At 54.3% G+C, this 16,367-nt stretch carries 18 protein-coding genes and 2 pseudogenes; 15 read left to right on the top strand and 5 right to left on the bottom strand.

Features of this window, described 5'->3' with window-relative positions:
* Positions 1-142: 142 nt before the first annotated feature.
* Together ocd and ACA064_RS14310 are read right to left on the bottom strand one after the other, a co-directional pair.
* On the bottom strand, positions 143-1,198 hold the full coding sequence (gene ocd, locus ACA064_RS14305; RefSeq protein ID WP_497673930.1) for an ornithine cyclodeaminase: 1,056 nt from the start codon (positions 1,196-1,198) through the stop codon (positions 143-145).
* Positions 1,199-1,248: 50 nt separating this feature from the next.
* Entirely contained in the window at positions 1,249-2,283 is a 1,035-nt protein-coding gene (locus tag ACA064_RS14310; RefSeq protein WP_497673931.1) for a histone deacetylase family protein, read from the bottom strand.
* A gap of 119 nt (positions 2,284-2,402) precedes the next feature.
* Here ACA064_RS14310 and ACA064_RS14315 point away from each other — a divergent pair, with 119 nt between their 5' ends.
* Positions 2,403-2,918 carry an Lrp/AsnC family transcriptional regulator gene (locus ACA064_RS14315; protein WP_497673932.1) on the top strand — a complete coding sequence of 172 codons (516 nt, stop codon included), beginning with the start codon at positions 2,403-2,405 and terminating at the stop codon, positions 2,916-2,918.
* Between the two features lie 20 nt (positions 2,919-2,938).
* Here ACA064_RS14315 and ACA064_RS14320 read toward each other — a convergent pair whose 3' ends face one another.
* Positions 2,939-3,106: a hypothetical protein gene (locus ACA064_RS14320; protein WP_497673933.1), complete on the bottom strand. Its 168-nt coding sequence runs from the start codon at positions 3,104-3,106 to the stop codon at positions 2,939-2,941.
* A 56-nt stretch (positions 3,107-3,162) separates the two neighbouring features.
* Here ACA064_RS14320 and ACA064_RS14325 point away from each other — a divergent pair.
* Positions 3,163-3,423 (top strand): annotated as a pseudogene (locus ACA064_RS14325) (histone-like nucleoid-structuring protein, MvaT/MvaU family); the annotation flags it as partial.
* Between the two features lie 53 nt (positions 3,424-3,476).
* Here ACA064_RS14325 and ACA064_RS14330 read toward each other — a convergent pair.
* Entirely contained in the window at positions 3,477-4,355 is an 879-nt protein-coding gene (locus tag ACA064_RS14330) for a LysR family transcriptional regulator (RefSeq protein ID WP_497673934.1), read from the bottom strand.
* A 101-nt stretch (positions 4,356-4,456) separates the two neighbouring features.
* On the opposite strand from ACA064_RS14330, the gene ACA064_RS14335 reads away from it, so the two are divergent.
* The 11 genes and pseudogenes from ACA064_RS14335 (at position 4,457) to ACA064_RS14385 (ending at position 13,842) form a co-directional block, all read left to right on the top strand.
* On the top strand, positions 4,457-5,659 hold the full coding sequence (locus tag ACA064_RS14335; RefSeq protein ID WP_497674243.1) for a pyridoxal phosphate-dependent aminotransferase: 1,203 nt from the start codon (positions 4,457-4,459) through the stop codon (positions 5,657-5,659).
* A gap of 122 nt (positions 5,660-5,781) precedes the next feature.
* Entirely contained in the window at positions 5,782-6,207 is a 426-nt protein-coding gene (locus ACA064_RS14340; RefSeq protein WP_123364336.1) for a VOC family protein, read from the top strand.
* Positions 6,208-6,320: 113 nt separating this feature from the next.
* Entirely contained in the window at positions 6,321-7,580 is a 1,260-nt protein-coding gene (locus ACA064_RS14345) for a cation:dicarboxylate symporter family transporter (protein ID WP_497673935.1), read from the top strand.
* Between the two features lie 220 nt (positions 7,581-7,800).
* Positions 7,801-8,382 (top strand): TetR/AcrR family transcriptional regulator, encoded by a 582-nt coding sequence (locus ACA064_RS14350; protein ID WP_497673936.1) that lies wholly within the window; start codon positions 7,801-7,803, stop codon positions 8,380-8,382.
* A 57-nt stretch (positions 8,383-8,439) separates the two neighbouring features.
* Complete coding sequence (locus tag ACA064_RS14355; RefSeq protein WP_497673937.1) at positions 8,440-9,543, top strand: alkene reductase; 1,104 nt, start codon at positions 8,440-8,442, stop codon at positions 9,541-9,543.
* Positions 9,544-9,618: 75 nt separating this feature from the next.
* The gene (locus ACA064_RS14360; protein ID WP_497673938.1) at positions 9,619-10,362 is read left to right on the top strand and encodes an SDR family oxidoreductase; all 744 of its coding nucleotides are present in this window, start codon (positions 9,619-9,621) and stop codon (positions 10,360-10,362) included.
* A gap of 149 nt (positions 10,363-10,511) precedes the next feature.
* A complete protein-coding gene (locus ACA064_RS14365; RefSeq protein WP_497673939.1) occupies positions 10,512-10,892 on the top strand; it encodes a nuclear transport factor 2 family protein in 381 nt (126 codons plus the stop codon).
* Between the two features lie 58 nt (positions 10,893-10,950).
* A complete protein-coding gene (locus ACA064_RS14370; RefSeq protein ID WP_497673940.1) occupies positions 10,951-11,337 on the top strand; it encodes a nuclear transport factor 2 family protein in 387 nt (128 codons plus the stop codon).
* 68 nt (positions 11,338-11,405) lie between these two features.
* The gene (locus ACA064_RS14375) at positions 11,406-12,074 is read left to right on the top strand and encodes an NAD(P)H-binding protein (RefSeq protein ID WP_497673941.1); all 669 of its coding nucleotides are present in this window, start codon (positions 11,406-11,408) and stop codon (positions 12,072-12,074) included.
* Positions 12,071-12,658: a Rossmann-fold NAD(P)-binding domain-containing protein gene (locus tag ACA064_RS14380; protein WP_497673942.1), complete on the top strand. Its 588-nt coding sequence runs from the start codon at positions 12,071-12,073 to the stop codon at positions 12,656-12,658. Before ACA064_RS14375 ends, ACA064_RS14380 begins: the two co-directional genes overlap by 4 nt.
* A 51-nt stretch (positions 12,659-12,709) precedes the next feature.
* Positions 12,710-13,842: pseudogene (locus tag ACA064_RS14385) on the top strand (IS3 family transposase).
* A gap of 65 nt (positions 13,843-13,907) precedes the next feature.
* Here ACA064_RS14385 and ACA064_RS14390 read toward each other — a convergent pair.
* Entirely contained in the window at positions 13,908-14,057 is a 150-nt protein-coding gene (locus ACA064_RS14390; protein ID WP_497673943.1) for a hypothetical protein, read from the bottom strand.
* A 302-nt stretch (positions 14,058-14,359) separates the two neighbouring features.
* On the opposite strand from ACA064_RS14390, the gene ACA064_RS14395 reads away from it, so the two are divergent.
* Complete coding sequence (locus tag ACA064_RS14395) at positions 14,360-14,701, top strand: helix-turn-helix domain-containing protein (protein WP_497673944.1); 342 nt, start codon at positions 14,360-14,362, stop codon at positions 14,699-14,701.
* A gap of 412 nt (positions 14,702-15,113) precedes the next feature.
* A complete protein-coding gene (locus tag ACA064_RS14400; RefSeq protein WP_497673945.1) occupies positions 15,114-16,241 on the top strand; it encodes a GGDEF domain-containing protein in 1,128 nt (375 codons plus the stop codon).
* Positions 16,242-16,367: the final 126 nt, after the last annotated feature.

Consider the following 16,367-nt stretch of genomic DNA (forward strand, 5'->3'; position numbering starts at 1 on the left):
TTGGCAGAAAAGTGGCTGTCTAGCGTTCTTGTTAGAGATGCAACGGCTACTGACGGTGGTGGTTTGCGGGTGGCAGGGTTTCGCGTTCACTACAGGGTGAGTAGCCCCTTGGCACTTTGCTCAGGGGCATCACCTATGGCTATCAGCTGGCCGTGCGCAGGCGCGAGGGGACGATTGCTGGCTGCTGATCAAGCAGTTGGTAGAGATTTTTTATGTTGGAAGGCGTCGGCACCAGATGGATGCGCTCACCGATGGCATGCTCTCGGGCCAGGTCGTGCACGTAGCGCAGTGACGAAAAGTCTTCCAGGGCAAAGCCCACCGAATCGAAAACTGTGACCTGTGCGTCGTTCTCGCGGCCCGGTACTTCACCCTGAACAATCCGGAAAAACTCGACGACGGGAGAGTCGGCCTCCAGTTGTTGAATATCGCCTTCAATCCGGGTTTGAGGTTCAAATTCAACGATGACTCGGGCATTGCGCAGGATCTCGGCGTGCAGTTCGGTTTTCCCCGGGCAGTCACCGCCTATGGCATTGATATGCATGCCGGGCTCGATCATCTCGAGCGTCAGAATCGTTGCATAGGCCTTGTCTGCGGTGACTGTGGTGACGATGTGCGCGCCCTTGACCGCGTCTTGTACCGAGTTGGCCAGAATCACCTCAATATCCGGGAATGCTGACAGATTGCGCTTCAACTTAAGTGAAGCGTCGCGATCGATATCGAAAATGCGTATTTGCTTGATGGACAGCATTTCGTGGAAGGCGATGGCCTGAAATTCGCTCTGGGCGCCATTGCCGATGATTGCCATGATGCTTGCACCCGGGCGCGCCAGGGACTGCGCGACCAGGGCGGAGGTCGCGGCAGTACGCACGGCGGTGGTCAGCGTCAGTTCGCTAAGCAACGTTGGATAGCCACTGTGGACATCGGCCAGGACACCGAAGGCCATGACCGTCAGCAAGTCCCTTTGACCGTTGTCCGGGTGACCATTCACGTATTTGAACGAGTACTGTTGGCCATCGTCGGTCGGCATCAATTCGATCACTCCGTTGGCCGAATGATTAGCGGTGCGGGGCGACTTATCAAACTGCGCCCAGCGTGAATAGTCAGCTTCGATGTAAGCGGCCATTTCGCGGATTGCCCGGTGGATTCCCACCGTGGCAAACAGGTGTGCGGCATGATCGACATCTATAAAAAGAGTCATGTTTTTGTTCTCCGATTCAGTCGTTGAAACGCTGCGGTTCAGGGGATGACTCAGGCGCGTTTGCTCTCGTAACCATGCAGCACGTTGACCGCATTGATCCCGATTTCATCGACCATGTAGCCGCCTTCCATCACGAACAGGGTGGGGCAGCCCACGCCTGCTATCAGCTCACCGATGCCGGTGAAGTCTTCACTTTCCAGCAGGAAGTGGCTGATGGGGTCGTCCTTGAACGTGTCGACGCCCAGTGAAATAACCAGCACTTCAGGCGCAAATTGCTGGAGTTTCTTGCAGGCGTGAAGCAAGGCGTTGCGGTAGCTTTCCCAGGTGGTGTTCTTCGGCATCGGATAGTTCAGGTTGTAACCTTCGCCGTTGCCAGCGCCGACTTCGTGGCTGAAGCCTGAGTAGTACGGATAGGACACCGCCGGTTCGCCGTGCAACGAGACAAACATGACGTCACTGCGCCCGTAGAAAATGTTCTGGGTACCGTTGCCATGATGAAAGTCGACGTCCAGTACGGCGATACGTTTGGCGCCTTGGGTAATAGCCTGCTGTGCGGCAATGGCTGCGTTGTTGAGATAGCAGTAGCCGCCCATGTATTCGCGTGCTGCGTGATGGCCGGGCGGACGGCACAGGGCAAAGGCACTGTCGTGGCCTTCATCGATCAGCGCCAGTCCGGTCAGCGCGATATCGGCGCTGGTTTTTACCGCTTGCCACGTGGTAGCGGTAATGGGGGAGCCGGCGTCCATGGCGAAGAAACCCAGCTTGCCGTCGATAAAAGTCGGCACTTGCTCGTTGTCCAGATCACGCACTGGCCACACCAGCGGCAAGGCATCGTGGGTGCGTCCGGTTGCGCACCATTCAGACCAGGCGGTTTCCAGAAAGGTTACGTAGCGCTCGCTGTGCGCGTTTACATAGCACGACCGGTCAAATGCTCGCGGCTCGATGATCTGGCCAAGCCCTACCTGCTTGACCCGTTTATGGACGGTATCGGCCCGACTGGGCTGTTCGAAGGACGGCTTGAGCACGCCGTCTTTTAATTCGGTGCCATGGTGCAAGCGGTGGGAATCACTGAAAACTGTAAACATTCTGCGCATCCGTTGATGTGAGCCAGTGCAAATATTTTGTTCTGGTACGGATGCGATTTCTTTGCTTTGTTTGCAGGTTTTGGTAGATTTTGCGGGAGGTTTTACTCAGGAATGGCGCAATGCAGAAAAAAATATCCAAGCGCATCAGTCTCGACGACACCGACTTGGCGATTCTCGCATTGCTGCAGGAGGACGCGAGTATTTCCAACGCCGAGCTCAGTGAGCGGCTTTCGTTAAGTCTTACGCCTTGCTGGCGGCGGCGTAAGAGAATGGAGGAGGCGGGCGTGATTAAGGGCTACCAGGCGAACCTTGATCGAAGAATGCTGGGGCTGGATATCATGGCGTTCGTGCACATTCGTTTTTCCACCCACGCCGATCACGCTCCGGACGCCTTCGAGGCGGTGATTGCGCAATTGCCCGAAGTGTTGTCCTGTCACAAGATCACCGGGGATGCCGATTACGTGCTGCAAGTGTTGGCAGAGGATCTTGATAGCTACAGTGAATTTATCGAGCAGGTGCTCAGGCGTCAGGTGGGTATTGCCTCCATCCAGTCCAGCCTGTCATTACGCGAGGTCAAGACCAGTAGCCGTATTGCGATACCCAAATCGAGTAAGGACTTAGCGGAAAAGCGTTAGATCACCTTTTCAAAGTCGCGTTAGAGACTGTCTTGTTTCGACGGCACTTGGCTTACCTTTTCAAGAAATTCGGCAATCGTGAGCAATTGATCGTTGGAGAAGCCGCTGGCCACTGAAACATAGCTCTCGTGGATGCCTATGTATAACTCGATCAAGTTGGCTGCCGCTTGATGGTCGAGCTCAATCAACACGCTCCGTCGGTCGTCAGGGGGGGAAACCCTGTGTACATAAACAGGAAATTTAATTTGAAACGAAGCTGAGCGCTTTGCTTGCGAAGTATGGCTACAGCTTGAAAGACATCGTCAATTTGCTTGATCCGCAAGCAGGGCGGCGCGCTCCAGCAGTCCAGTCGCAATCGGGCACGCGCAAACCTCGCCAAGTGAAGATTTACAAAAATCCAAAAACTGTTGAAGTCGTCGAAACCAAAGGGGGGAATCACAAAACACTGAAGGAATGGAAAGCGGAATACGGCTCCGACACCGTCGAGTCTTGGCTGACCAAGTGATTTTGGTTTGAGTACAAAAGGGCCCTTCGAGGGCCCTTTTTGCTGTGTGGATTTTATTCAGAACTGGTCTTTACCTGGTCACTAATAAGTTGGGCCAAAATTCGTACAGGCTCGGTAAAACTCTGCCGAGACCGATGTACGAGCCCGATATCACGATGGAAGGTGTGCTGTCCGAGGTCGAGCGCTCGTACACCTGTTGGCCATTCCTGATGTGTTGCTGTCTGCGGCACCAGGGCTACACCAACACCATTTTCAACGAGCTTGATGATGGCCTCCAGTTCATCCAGCTCGCAAACCTCACGCAGATTGAAATGTGTCTGCCGCAGGAAGCGATCCACCTGTCTGCCCCCGAATGATGATCTGTCATACCGAATGAACGGTTGGCTGGAAAGCAGTTCTGACCAATCTTCTCCCGGCAAATCGCGCGGAACGATTAGGCGGTATGGCTCAAGTGCCAAGGTCGTCCAGCGCAGATCGCTTTGAAGCGAGAAGGGTGGGCGAATGATTGCTGCCATGTCGATTTCGCCGGCATCCACGAGGTTGACCAACTCCATCGATAGCCCAGGGATTACACGGGTGCGGCACTGCGGGCATTGTTGGTGAAACTTCGCTAGCGCGTCTGGTAAAAAGGAGCGCTGCACGGAAGCGATAGCACCGATGTTCACCAGAACGCTGGCAGGAAGTCCGGCGTTGGTGGAGCCTAGGTTGTCATAAAGGCGAAGCAACTCCTGCGCCTGCAGAAGTATTTGATGGCCCATTCTGTTGAGGTGGGCCGAGCGTCCCTTCCTGTCGAAAATCTCGAAGCCGAGCTCCGCCTCCAGACGCTGTATCTGTGCGCTCACTGCGGCCTGGGTGAGGCCGATCTTGTTCCCGGCAGCGGCGAAAGTGCCTTCCCGTGCGACGGCGATGAGTGTCTTCAGTTCTTTGATCATTCACAAATATTAATTGTGTTTCTAATAAAAACATATTGATTTTCTTGATCAGCCTGCGCCTCTACGATGGCCCCATCCTCAAAAACAAAAAGGGTCAGGGTATGCAACTGCTGGCGAATCTTCTGCAAGCTGTGAAGCCTTCACCGACGCTTGCCATCACCAGAAAAGCGGCTGAGTTGAAACGTCAAGGCGTGGATATCATCGGCTTGTCCCAGGGCGAGCCCGACTTTCCGACACCTGATCATGTAAACGCGGCAGCCAAGATTGCGATCGACAAAGGCCTGACTCGGTACACCGATGTCGATGGAACGCCAGAGCTGAAAGCCGCCATCGTTCGCAAGTTTGAACGCGAGAATGGCCTTGGTTATGAGTTATCGGAAATCAGCGTCGGCACTGGTGCTAAACAGATCATCTTCAACGCGTTGCTGGCAACCCTGAACCATGGTGACGAGGTGATCATTCCCGCTCCTTACTGGGTCTCCTATCCGGACATGGTACGGCTCGCCGGCGGCATTCCCGTGGAAGTGAGCTGCCCGGAAAACCAGGGGTTCAAGATCACTGCCGCGCAGCTTAAACGCGCAATTACTCCCCGCACCAAATGGATCATCCTGAACTCGCCGAGCAACCCGACCGGTGCCGGCTACTCGGCGATGGAACTGAAGCAGTTGGGCGCTGTGCTCTTGGGTCATCCGCAGGTGTATGCGCTCTCGGATGACATCTATGAACACCTGCGGTACGACGGCTGGGAGTTCAACACCATCGCAGCTCAGGTTCCGGCATTGCGCAATCGGACTCTGACGGTCAACGGTGTTTCGAAGGCGTATTCCATGACGGGCTGGCGTATCGGTTTTGCTGGGGGGCCGAAGGATCTGATCGCAGCGATGGCCACCCTCCAGTCACAAAGCACCAGTAATCCGTGCTCCATCGCACAAGCGGCGGCGCAGGCAGCGCTCGACGGGCCTCTAGACTTTCTGGAGAGCCGAAATCAAATATTCCGCCAGCGCCGCGACCTGTGCCTGGATGCGTTCGACTCCACTCCGGGTTTGACCTGCCGTCGACCAGAGGGGGCGTTCTACTTGTTCCCTTCCTGTGAAGGGCTGATCAATCGCCAAACTCCCGACAAAAAGTGGCTTGGCGATGACGCCGATGTTTGCCGTTATCTGCTTGAAAAGGCACGAGTGGCGGTAGTGCCTGGCAGTGCATTTGGCCTCGAAGGGTATTTCCGGATTTCGTTCGCGACATCCACTGAACAACTTGAGCTGGCGTGCGAACGCATACGGTTGGCATGCGAGCAGCTGAGCTAATTATTGAAATTCACTTCCGTTCAAAACGCTAAAGGCTGTGGACGGTGCTCAAAACCATCGGGCGGCATTAATACTCTGTTCCGATTTCATAAACCTATAAAAACACTTTAATTGGAGTTCTGATGAGCCTTTCTCCTTTTCACCTCGCTATTCCTGTTTACAACCTTGCCGGAGCACGCACCTTTTATGGAGAAGTGTTCGGACTGGAAGAGGGTCGCTCCAGCACGCAATGGGTCGACTTCAACTTTTATGGTCACCAACTGGTTATTCATGAGCATCCAAAGACCGCTTCCCAAGAGAGTGTCCATAGCAACCCAGTAGACGGACACGATGTACCTGTTCCTCACTTCGGCATTATCTTGGGTTGGGAACAGTGGGAAGCACTGGCCGAGCGACTGAAATCCTTTGGCACTGAGTTTGTGATTGAACCCTACATTCGTTTCAAAGGGCAGGTCGGCGAACAAGCCACGATGTTCCTGTTCGATCCGTGTGGCAACGCACTTGAGTTCAAGGCGTTCAAGGATATGAGCCAACTCTTCGCAAAATAATAAAGATATTGGCACAACCTTGTTGTGCCATTTGATTTCAAATGAGCTGGAAGCTCATGACTCTAGCAACTGCCACATAACGCAGTCCTTTCATTCCAACAAAAAGGCTAGACATGAAACGTATCCCTTTGGTTTGGCAAATTGTTGCCGGGCTTTTGCTTGGCGTGCTCGTAGGTTGGTACCTCAATACACACCCGCAGTATCAGTTGTGGGTCAGTAGTGAAGTTCTGAAACCACTCGGCGATATCTTTATTAAAATGATGAAGATGGTCGTTGTGCCAATTGTGTTCTGTTGCATGATTCTGGGCATCGCTGGAGGCGGTGATAACAAGTCCTTTGGTCGTATGGGCGTGAAGTCGCTGGCTTACTTCTTCGCGATTACAGGCTTGGCTATTGTGATGGGGTTGTGTTTCGCGAACATTTTCGAGCCTGGAACGGGCACTGACATTTCGGGAATCTCGCACAGCACCGCCACGATGAATCTGGAACCCTCCAAGGGCGCCCTCGTCATCTTGCAGAATATCGTCCCCGATAACGTGATTGTAGCGATGTCGGAAGCGAAACTGCTGTCGGTGCTGTTCTTCGCCGTGCTGTTCGGCATTGCATTGAACTCGCTCCCAAGAGAGAAAAGCGCACCGGTGGTTGCGGTGATTCAAGGTCTCTCTGATGCAATGTTCAAGGTCGTCTCAATCGTCATGGCTTATGCGCCAATAGGCGTATTTGGCATGATTGGCGCTACCGTTGCGACCTTTGGCTTTGCCTCACTATTGCCTTTGCTCAAGTTGATCGGCGTCGTTTACCTGGCTCTGATTCTCTTTGCTCTGGTGGTGCTCGGCGGCATTTGCTACCTGATTGGCGAGAATATTTTCAAACTGATCAAGTACTTCAGGAATGAGCTGATTCTTGCTTTCTCTAGTGCCGCATCAGCAGCCGTTATGCCGCAGTTGATGAGCAAGCTGGAGAGCTATGGCGTCCCGCGTCGTATCGTCAGTTTTGTGGTGCCGGTGGGTTATGCATTCAATCTGGATGGCGCATCGATTTTCCTCGGTGTGGCGACGATTTTTGTCGCACAACTCTATGGTATCGACCTGTCGTTATCTCAGCAGATTCTGCTGGTGGTCACGATGGTGCTGACCTCTAAAGGTGCAGCTGGGGTACCTGGATTTGCCATTATTATTCTGTCCGCCACATTGGCGTCTGCCGGTCTTCCATTGGAAGGGGTAGCGCTAATCGCGGGGATCTTCAGGATTATCGATAGCGGAACAACCACGCTGAACGTGCTGGGAAATGCGATTGCACCATTGGTCATCGCCAAATGGGAAAAGGCAGCCCTTGAGCCTTCAAGGGTTGAGCGAGTAGCGCAGAAAGCATAGCTATCCATCAAGAGCCATCGGCTATCAAAAGCCTATGGCTCTTTTTGTTTTCGTAGTTCAACGACGAATATGGCTGGTATCCAGGCGGTCGGGGAGGAGCAGCGTTTCTGCGCCGCTGTGAGCCTCAGAGGGGCCTGCCACTGCAAGCATCCCGGCGACCGGATAGGTCTTCAAGAAGTAACTAGACGACCGGTCTAGTTTTCTGTAGAGTGCCTCCCCTATGAAGAAACCAACCCAAGATATGCGACAACACATTATCGATGTGGCGAAGTCGCTGATGACCTATAAAGGCTACACCGCCGTTGGCTTGACGGAAGTGCTGACCGCTGCCGGTGTACCCAAGGGCTCTTTTTACCATTACTTCCGATCCAAAGAAGAGTTCGGCCAGGCGTTGCTCGAAGAATATTTCGCTGAGTACCTGGGTAGGGTAGATGGACTCCTCAATGCGCAGGGCACTGGGGCCGAGCGTCTGGTTGGCTATTTCCGCTATTGGGCTGAGACACAAGGTGCCGATGTGCCAGAAGAAAAATGTCTGGTGGTCAAGCTGGGTGCCGAGGTGTGCGACTTCTCTGAAGACATGCGCAGCGTGCTTTTAGTGGGCACGGACAAAATCATCCAGCGTATCGCCGGGTGTGTAGAGAAAGGTATGGCGGATGGCTCGATACCCTCGACTATGACGGCGTATGAGTTAGCGGAATCCCTTTACCAGCTGTGGCTCGGTGCTTCGCTTTTGGCGAAGGTCAACAAGTCCACCAAGCCCTTCGAAACCGCCTTGACCATGACGAATCGCATGATTTTGTGATTCGTCCTTTTTTTTGATTTTTTACTAGACGACTGGTCTATTAATTAGAGGTTAGCAATGACTGATAACAGCCTTCGATCCGATCTTTTTTCTGCCTTCAAAATGGGCGCGTTCAATCTCCCCAACCGTATTGTGATGGCCCCTGTCACCCGCAGCCGCATGGGAGGTGACGGCGTACCCAATGAGCTCCATGCCATTTACTACGCCCAGAGGGCTAGTGCCGGGCTGCTCATCAGCGAGGCCACCAATATCTCCGCCCAAGGTCGTGGCTATGCAATGACTCCTGGTATCTGGACACCAGAGCAGGTGGATGGCTGGAAGAAAGTGACCGATGCCGTGCACGCAGCAGGCGGTCGAATTGTTTGCCAGCTGTGGCACGTCGGGCGCTTTTCTCACGTAGATCTTCAACCAGATGGCGCACAACCCGTGGCTCCATCGGCAATCAAAGCCGAAGGTACTACCTACACCGACAACGGTATGGTCGAAGTTTCTATGCCTCGCGCGCTGGAGACCTCCGAGATCCCAGGCATTCTTGAGCAGTACAAACACGCCGCCGAATGTGCAAAGCGTGCAGGTTTTGACGGAGTTGAAGTCCACTCCGCCAACAGCTATCTGCTCGACCAATTCTTGCGTGATTCCACCAACCAGCGCACCGACCAATACGGTGGTTCCATCGAGAATCGTGCTCGGCTGACGCTTGAAGTCACCGAAGCCGTGGTTGCGATCTGGGGCAGCGACCGGGTTGGTATCCGCCTCTCGCCGGTGACGCCTGACGCAGGCAATACACCACCCGACAGCGATGTCATGGCGACCTACGGTTACCTGATTCAGCGGCTCAACAGGTTCAACCTGGCCTATCTGCACTTCGTGGAAGGCGCCACCGCCACCTCTCGCACCGTGCCTGAAGGTGTGGATCTTGATGCGCTGAGTGCTCAGTTTGAAGGGCCGTTCATTGGTAATAACAACTATGACCTGGATATGGCGTTGGAGCGCCGGGAGCAGGGCCGGATTGATGCGGTAGCGTTTGGTCGCTTGTTCATTTCCAACCCAGACCTCGTAGAGCGCCTGCGTCGTGGTGCCGAGCTGACCATCGCGCCACGTGAGAGTTACTACGGCGGAGGCGCCAAGGGCTACACCGATTGGCCAACGGCTAACTACTGAGTTATGCCCCTTGCGTCAGTTCGGCGCAGGGAGGCTCCGTCGCAAAAGCATTTCACCGCACAAGAGGTACTCCGCATGAATTACCTGCAAAACAAGGTTGCTATCGTAACTGGCGCATCTTCCGGTATTGGCGCGGCCACCACTCGCGCACTCGCCGCACAGGGTGTACGCGTAGTGGCGGCAGCACTCGATCAGGAAGGGCTGGAAGCGTTTGTTGCAGAACTGCGTGAGTCAGGGAGCGACGTGGTCGCTTTCACCACCGATGTTACCCATCTGGATCAAACCAAAGCGCTAGCGAAGTTTGCACAAGACACCTATGGCGCCGTGGACATTCTGGTCAATAACGCGGGTCTGATGCTCTTTTCCAATTGGGTCGATCTGGCCGTGCAGGATTGGGAAAAGATGATCGATGTGAACATCAAAGGCTATCTCAACGCTACTGCTGCGGTGCTGCCGTTCATGCTGGAGCAGAAGTCCGGGCAGATTCTCAACATGGACTCCGTTGCGGGTCACCAGGTGGGGCCGGCGGCGGGTGTCTACAGCGCTACCAAGTTTTTCGTCCAGGCCATGACCGAATCCATGCGTAAAGAATTGGGCGTCCAGCATGGCATCCGCGTCAACACGGTCAGCCCCGGCGTCATCAATACCGGTTGGGCAGAAAAGGTGATCGATCCTGAGGGGCGCAAGGCCGCTCAAGAACTGAACCGGATTGCCATCGCACCTGACGATATCGCCCGTGCCGTGATTTACGCGCTCAACCAACCGGAAAACGTCACCGTCAACGATCTGATCATCTCGCCGACTCGCCAGGATTGGTGATCGGCGGTTGAGCATCATTCGGGAGCTGATCGTGATCGGTTGTGCCGTTCTGTGACGCTTTCTCGATGACCCCCGGTGCCAGTTCATGCCATCGGCCCCTGGCAGCCCGAACGAGTCATAGGAACATTAATTTTAATCAGGAGTACATCATGAGCAATCCAACTTACGTCCAGGAATACCACGCGATCGTCGACGTGCTTAGCCAGTACAACGAAGGTGGTGCCAAGGCTGACAGCGCTTTGATGAAGCCCGCATTCAACGACCAGGCCACCATGTTTGGCGTCGACGGTGACAAGCTCGTCGGCGGCGCGATCCAGAATCTGTACGACGTCATCGACAACTCGTTCCGTTCATCCCCCGAAGCCAAAGCCGCGATCGTTCGCATAGACATCGTGGGCACTGCCGCCAGTGCTCGGGTCGATACCGACAACGTTTCGGGATTTCGCTTCACCGACTTCTTCAACCTGCTGAAGGTAGAAGGCAAGTGGACGATCGTCAGCAAGATTTACCACACCCACCCGAGCGCTTGATCCATCGAATGCATCTGGCGAGGTGTGCTGACCTCGTCCTCACTGAAAGGAGAGAACCATGTCAAAGAACATAAAGGCGGTACCGACCTCCGAGTACAACGCTGTCATTGCCACCGCCAATCAGTACGTTGAAGGGCTGCGCGTGGGTAGCGCAGAGGGTGTTGCGCAAGCCTTCCACAAAGACGCGGTGATGTATGGCTTCACGAATGGCGAGCTACTTGGTGGCCCGATTAAAAATCTGTTTGATTTCGTTCAGGAGAACGGCAATGCCCCCGAAATCACTACCCGACTCGACGTACTGGCGATCACACCCACGACAGCCGTGGTACGTGTCGATATGGAGAAGGATGCGATCGGTGCCGACTACAACGACTACCTGACCCTGATCAAAATCGACGGCACCTGGAAGGTCATCGCCAAGGTTTATCACCAGTTCGAAAGTTGAGCGTCTACCGATCCCGGTGGAGTCATGCCGGGATCGGAGCTCGTCCATCATCAAATGGAGAAGCGATCATGAGTAAAGTTTTCATCATCGGCGCCGCTGGTAATGTGGGGCGACGATTGGTTCAGCAACTCGCCAGGCGAGGTCACGAAGCGATCGCACTGCATCGGAAATCGGAGCAGGGAAGTGAGCTTGCGGCTCTGGGAGCGACGCCCGTCGAAGGCAATTTGCTTGAGCTTGACTCCGGGCAAATGGCGCAGCTTATGTCGGACAGTGATGCCGTGGTCTTCACTGCAGGTGCTGGTGGCGCAGGTATGGATTTGACCAATGCGATTGATGGGCGAGGATTGGAGTTGGCAGTGGCCGCAGCCATTCAAGCAGGTGCCAGGCGGTTCATTCTGGTCTCTGCTTTCCCCGATGCGCTACGTGGCGGCCCGTTATCCGAAGGTTTCGAAAACTACATTGCCGTGAAAAAAAGCGCAGATGCTCATTTGGTAGGGACGGATCTGGATTGGGTGATTGTGCGCCCAGGTACGCTTCTGGATGACAACGGTACGGGCAAGGTAAATGCTGACGTCGCTATTCCCTACGGTGACGTTTCAAGAGATGACGTAGCAGCGACACTTGCCGAGTTGATCGACCAGCCGAAAGTAAGCCGGATCATTTTCGAACTCACTCAGGGTGACACGCCAGTCTCCGACGCTGTGCGCAGGCTTGGTCGTGAGCGTTGCTCGCAATGAAGTTGGTTTTGGTTGGTGCTACGGGGCTTGTTGGACGCGAGGTTCTTAAACAGGCGCTCGCTGATCCACGCATCAGTCTGGTGGTTGCACCGACTCGTCGTGCGCTTGTAGCTCACCCCAAGCTACATGCTCCGTTTACCGATTTCGACCATCTGCCCGAAGCTGTCGACTGGTGGCAAGCCGACGCCTTGATCTGCACATTGGGCACGACGATGCGGCGCGCGGGGTCGAGAGACGCCTTTCGGCGGGTTGATTTTGAGTACCCATTGGATGTGGCGCGTCTAGCCAAAGACCATGGCACCTCAACATACGTTCTCAATTCGGCCATAGGTGCGAACCCAGACTCGAGCTTCTTCTACAACCGAGTAAAGGGCGAATTGGAGACATCACTTGCAGTGCTTGGCTTTCAGTCGCTCACCTATGTGAGGCACGGCGTCATCGGTGGGACGCGCGACGAACTGCGGCTGGGTGAGCGCGCACTGGTGCTTGCGCTCGGCTTGGCCGGGAGACTGTTGCCCGTTCGCTGGCGGCTTAACCCCGCGTCGCGGATCGCCCAGGTGCTGCTCGAATCTGTAGTGGTCTAATGAAACCGGACACCCATTTAGGCGAGAATGCTCGCCAGATCGAGGTGTCAAATGACCAAACAACGCCGTTCCTTTTCTGCTGAATTCAAACGCGAGGCTGCCGACCTCGTGCTCAAGCAAAACTACAGCTACATCGAAGCCAGCCGTTCACTCGGCGTCGGCGAGTCTGCGCTACGCCGCTGGGTTGAGCAGGTTCAGCAGGAACGCCAAGGCGTCACCCCGCAAAGCAAAGCGCTGACCCCGGAGCAGCAAAAAATTCAGGAGTTGGAAGCCCGAATCGCCCGCCTTGAACGGGAAAAATCGATATTAAAAAAGGCTACCGCGCTCTTGATGTCGGAAGATCACGAGCGTACGCGCTGATCAATCAGCTGAGCGTCCATGAGCCGATTGATTGGCTGTGCAAAGTGTTTGAGATCAATCGATCAAGTTATTACGCCCACCGCCTCAAGCGCCGAACGCCGGATGTCGAACGGCTTCGGTTGCGCAGCCGGGTGAGCGAGTTGTTTTCACAAAGTCGCAGTGCTGCCGGCAGCCGTAGCATTCTCTCGTTGATGCGTGACGACGGCGAGCAACTCGGTCGGTTCAAAGTGCGCAGCTTGATGCGTGAGCTTGACCTCGTGAGCAAACAGCCAGGTTCTCATGCCTATAAACGAGCGACGGTCGAACGGTTGGATATCCCGAACATCTTGAATCGGGAGTTCGATGTCCCGGCCCCCAACCAGGTGTGGTGCGGCGACATCACCTACATTTGGGCCCAGGGGAAATGGCATTATCTGGCGGTCGTGCTGGATCTTTGCGCACGCCGGCTGGTGGGCTGGGCGTTGTCGGAAAAGCCGGACGCCGAGCTGGTTATCAAGGCACTGGATATGGCCTACGAGCAACGTGGAAGGCCTCAGGGCCTGCTGTTTCACTCGGATCAAGGGTCGCAGGGCGAATTCAACCGGTCGTCGCAACACCTTTGATCGAGGTGTTTATGGGACAACGCGCCGATGGAGCGTGTGTTCCGCAGCTTGAAAACTGAATGGATACCGACCGTGGGCTACAGAACTGCTCAAGAGGCCCAGCGCGATATCAGCCATTTCTTGATGCATCGGTACAACTGGATTCGACCCCATCAATTCAACGGTGGGCTGGCACCAGCTCGGGCCGAAGAAAAACTTAACGTCGTGTCCGGGATTAGTTGACCACTACACACACTGATTTGGGCTCGTATTGGCATTACGTTAATTCGGCTATGACAATTGCTGAATCACCGTTTCAGATAGGCTTGCGTAGCCTCTTCCATCAACGCTCTACCATCGATGAAGCTGAGGCCCGCGAAGTCTACCAGCGCGGCGATGTAACCATCCGCTAAGCCCTTCTCATACAGCCGATCGTCTTCATCGAGTTCTTCAATCATGGCGTCTATCAGCACGCGGGTGGCGAGCTTTAGCCTCTCCGTGTCCATTCTGATCAACCTCCGATGTACCTTTTCTCGAGCCGCGCTCGTGTCCACCTATTTTAGTGAGCGAGCTAGAAAAATATTGAGCCTTTTATCGGGGATCAATACCATTGCTGCGCACCACCACCTGCACTCACACGTTCAGTAAGCAAGTGTGAGGGCGCAATCCCTATTGCTGCTCGTCCGCGCCCATCCTCGGGTCGGCGCAGCCATATTCGATAACTATGATTTTAGCCGAACTCATGGAGCAGGCTACCAAAATGAAGACGTTCGGTAGGCGATTGAAAGAGGAACGCATGGCTTTAGGCCTCTCCCAGCAAGAGTTCGGCGCTCTGGGAGGTGTTTTGGCAAACGCCCAAAGTAAGTACGAGAAGGGATCTCGGTTTCCCAGGGCCGACTACTTGACGGCCATAGCAAGCAGGGGAGTTGACGTTCTCTACCTCTTGACGGGGAAGAAGTCCCGGTTTAAAGAAGCTCTGTCCGATGAAGAAACCAAAGTCATTGAGAATTACCGCCGCCTTAACCAAGGTGATCGGAATGCCATCGCACGGCTTGCGTCATCGCTTGCTGAGTTTTCGACACCGGGCAACAGTCACTCCTGACGCTGTAGCACTACACGCCTCACTTCAGCACGAGCGGAATCATTCTGATTCTGATAGGGGCGGTAAACGGCCCATGATCCGTATGCGTATTTGAAGGACGTGTTCACACGTTTGACTGGCTGACTGCTTGATGTGTCTACGCTAGGAACGCAATTTTCGTTCTGGTTCTGGCCGTTAAACCTTCTCTAAAACGTTTTACACAACCTGGGCTGTTAGCTGCCGGCCAGAGAGCGGCAATTGACTCAATGCTGCCGGTTGGCAACATCGCGAATTGGTCATTTGGATCGTCGGGGGTGAGCAAAGGCGATTAACAGCGAGTTTTGTAGCCAGCTATGCTTGTGAATCGGTTGTTTGCTTTGGTGGCAAGGTGCCTCAATAGTTTCTGACGCAGCATCATGATCAGGCGGATCAAATGGATGTCCCAAGATCTCGGAATAACCAGGATTTTTTCATAGTAGAGCAGGTGCGAACTGACCGATTGCATCAGCTATTCCGCCAATCAGTTTCTGCGGTTTTCGGTAGTTACCTAGCTGCCGTCATTCTGTGTTGGATGTGCTGGGATCGTTTTGAGCACAGCGTCGTTGTTTGGTGGATACCCATACTGACGGGATCGACATTGTTGCGGATCTCGATGTTCATTGCCTATTTTCGCAGCCAGGAAAGTGAACGCACACCTCAACGATGGGAGTGGAAATACTGGAGCACGCTAGTGTTATCTGCCGGTATCTGGGGCGCAGGGGCATTAGCTGTAATGCCACCAAACGACCTTTTGTCGCAGGCCTTGGTCATGCTCTTTACCGTCGGAATGTCGGTCAGTGCGGTGTCTTGCTACTCCGCCTATCGATACATGACGTTAGTGTCCATTGGCTTGGTTTTGTTGCCGTGCACCACATGGCTGCTGTTTCAATCGTCAGCGATGCAGGTCGGTATGGCACTGGCCGTTTTAGTGTTCACGTCATTTGTGGCCAGCGCTACACGCAGTCTATCCGATGCATTGGAAACCGCCTTTCGTCTAACACGTGAAATAGAGCGGGCGCATAGTATTTCCACCCGTGCGGCGCAGACCGATGAACTCACTGGCCTGAAAAATCGTCGAGCTTTTTTTGAGCATGCCCAGCAGCTGTATGATTACTGTAAAAATAACCGGTTACCTCTGTGCGCCGTGATGTTGGATATGGATCACTTCAAGCATATCAACGACACCTACGGTCATCAGGTCGGGGATCAGGTTCTGCGTCAGATGGGAGTGGTCATCAGTACGTCCTTTCGTGAAACTGACGTCCACGGCAGGCTGGGTGGCGAGGAGTTCGCTATTCTGCTCCCGGACACCTCCATTGAGGTCGCCGTTAAGATTGCTGAACAACTCATCCAGACTATCGCCGGATTGATGACTGAGCCTGTTCACTGCATAACGGCCAGCCTCGGCGTAGCGTCAACAGATACCGGTGATAACGATCTGCGGGGCTTGATAAACAGTGCCGATAAAGCACTGTATCGAGCCAAGGCGATGGGACGTAATCAGGTCGCTGTTGCTGAGTAGGTTTGCCTACTGGCCGAAAATGAGAGACAGACTAAAGGCTTCAGCAGGTGACCCTCCATGCTCAATTGAGGAAAGCGTTTTCCTTCCTGGTGTCTTATGCAAACCAATGTAGGTTCAGACATGAAA

The sequence above is a fragment of the Pseudomonas sp. LBUM1658 genome, from assembly GCF_059716055.1.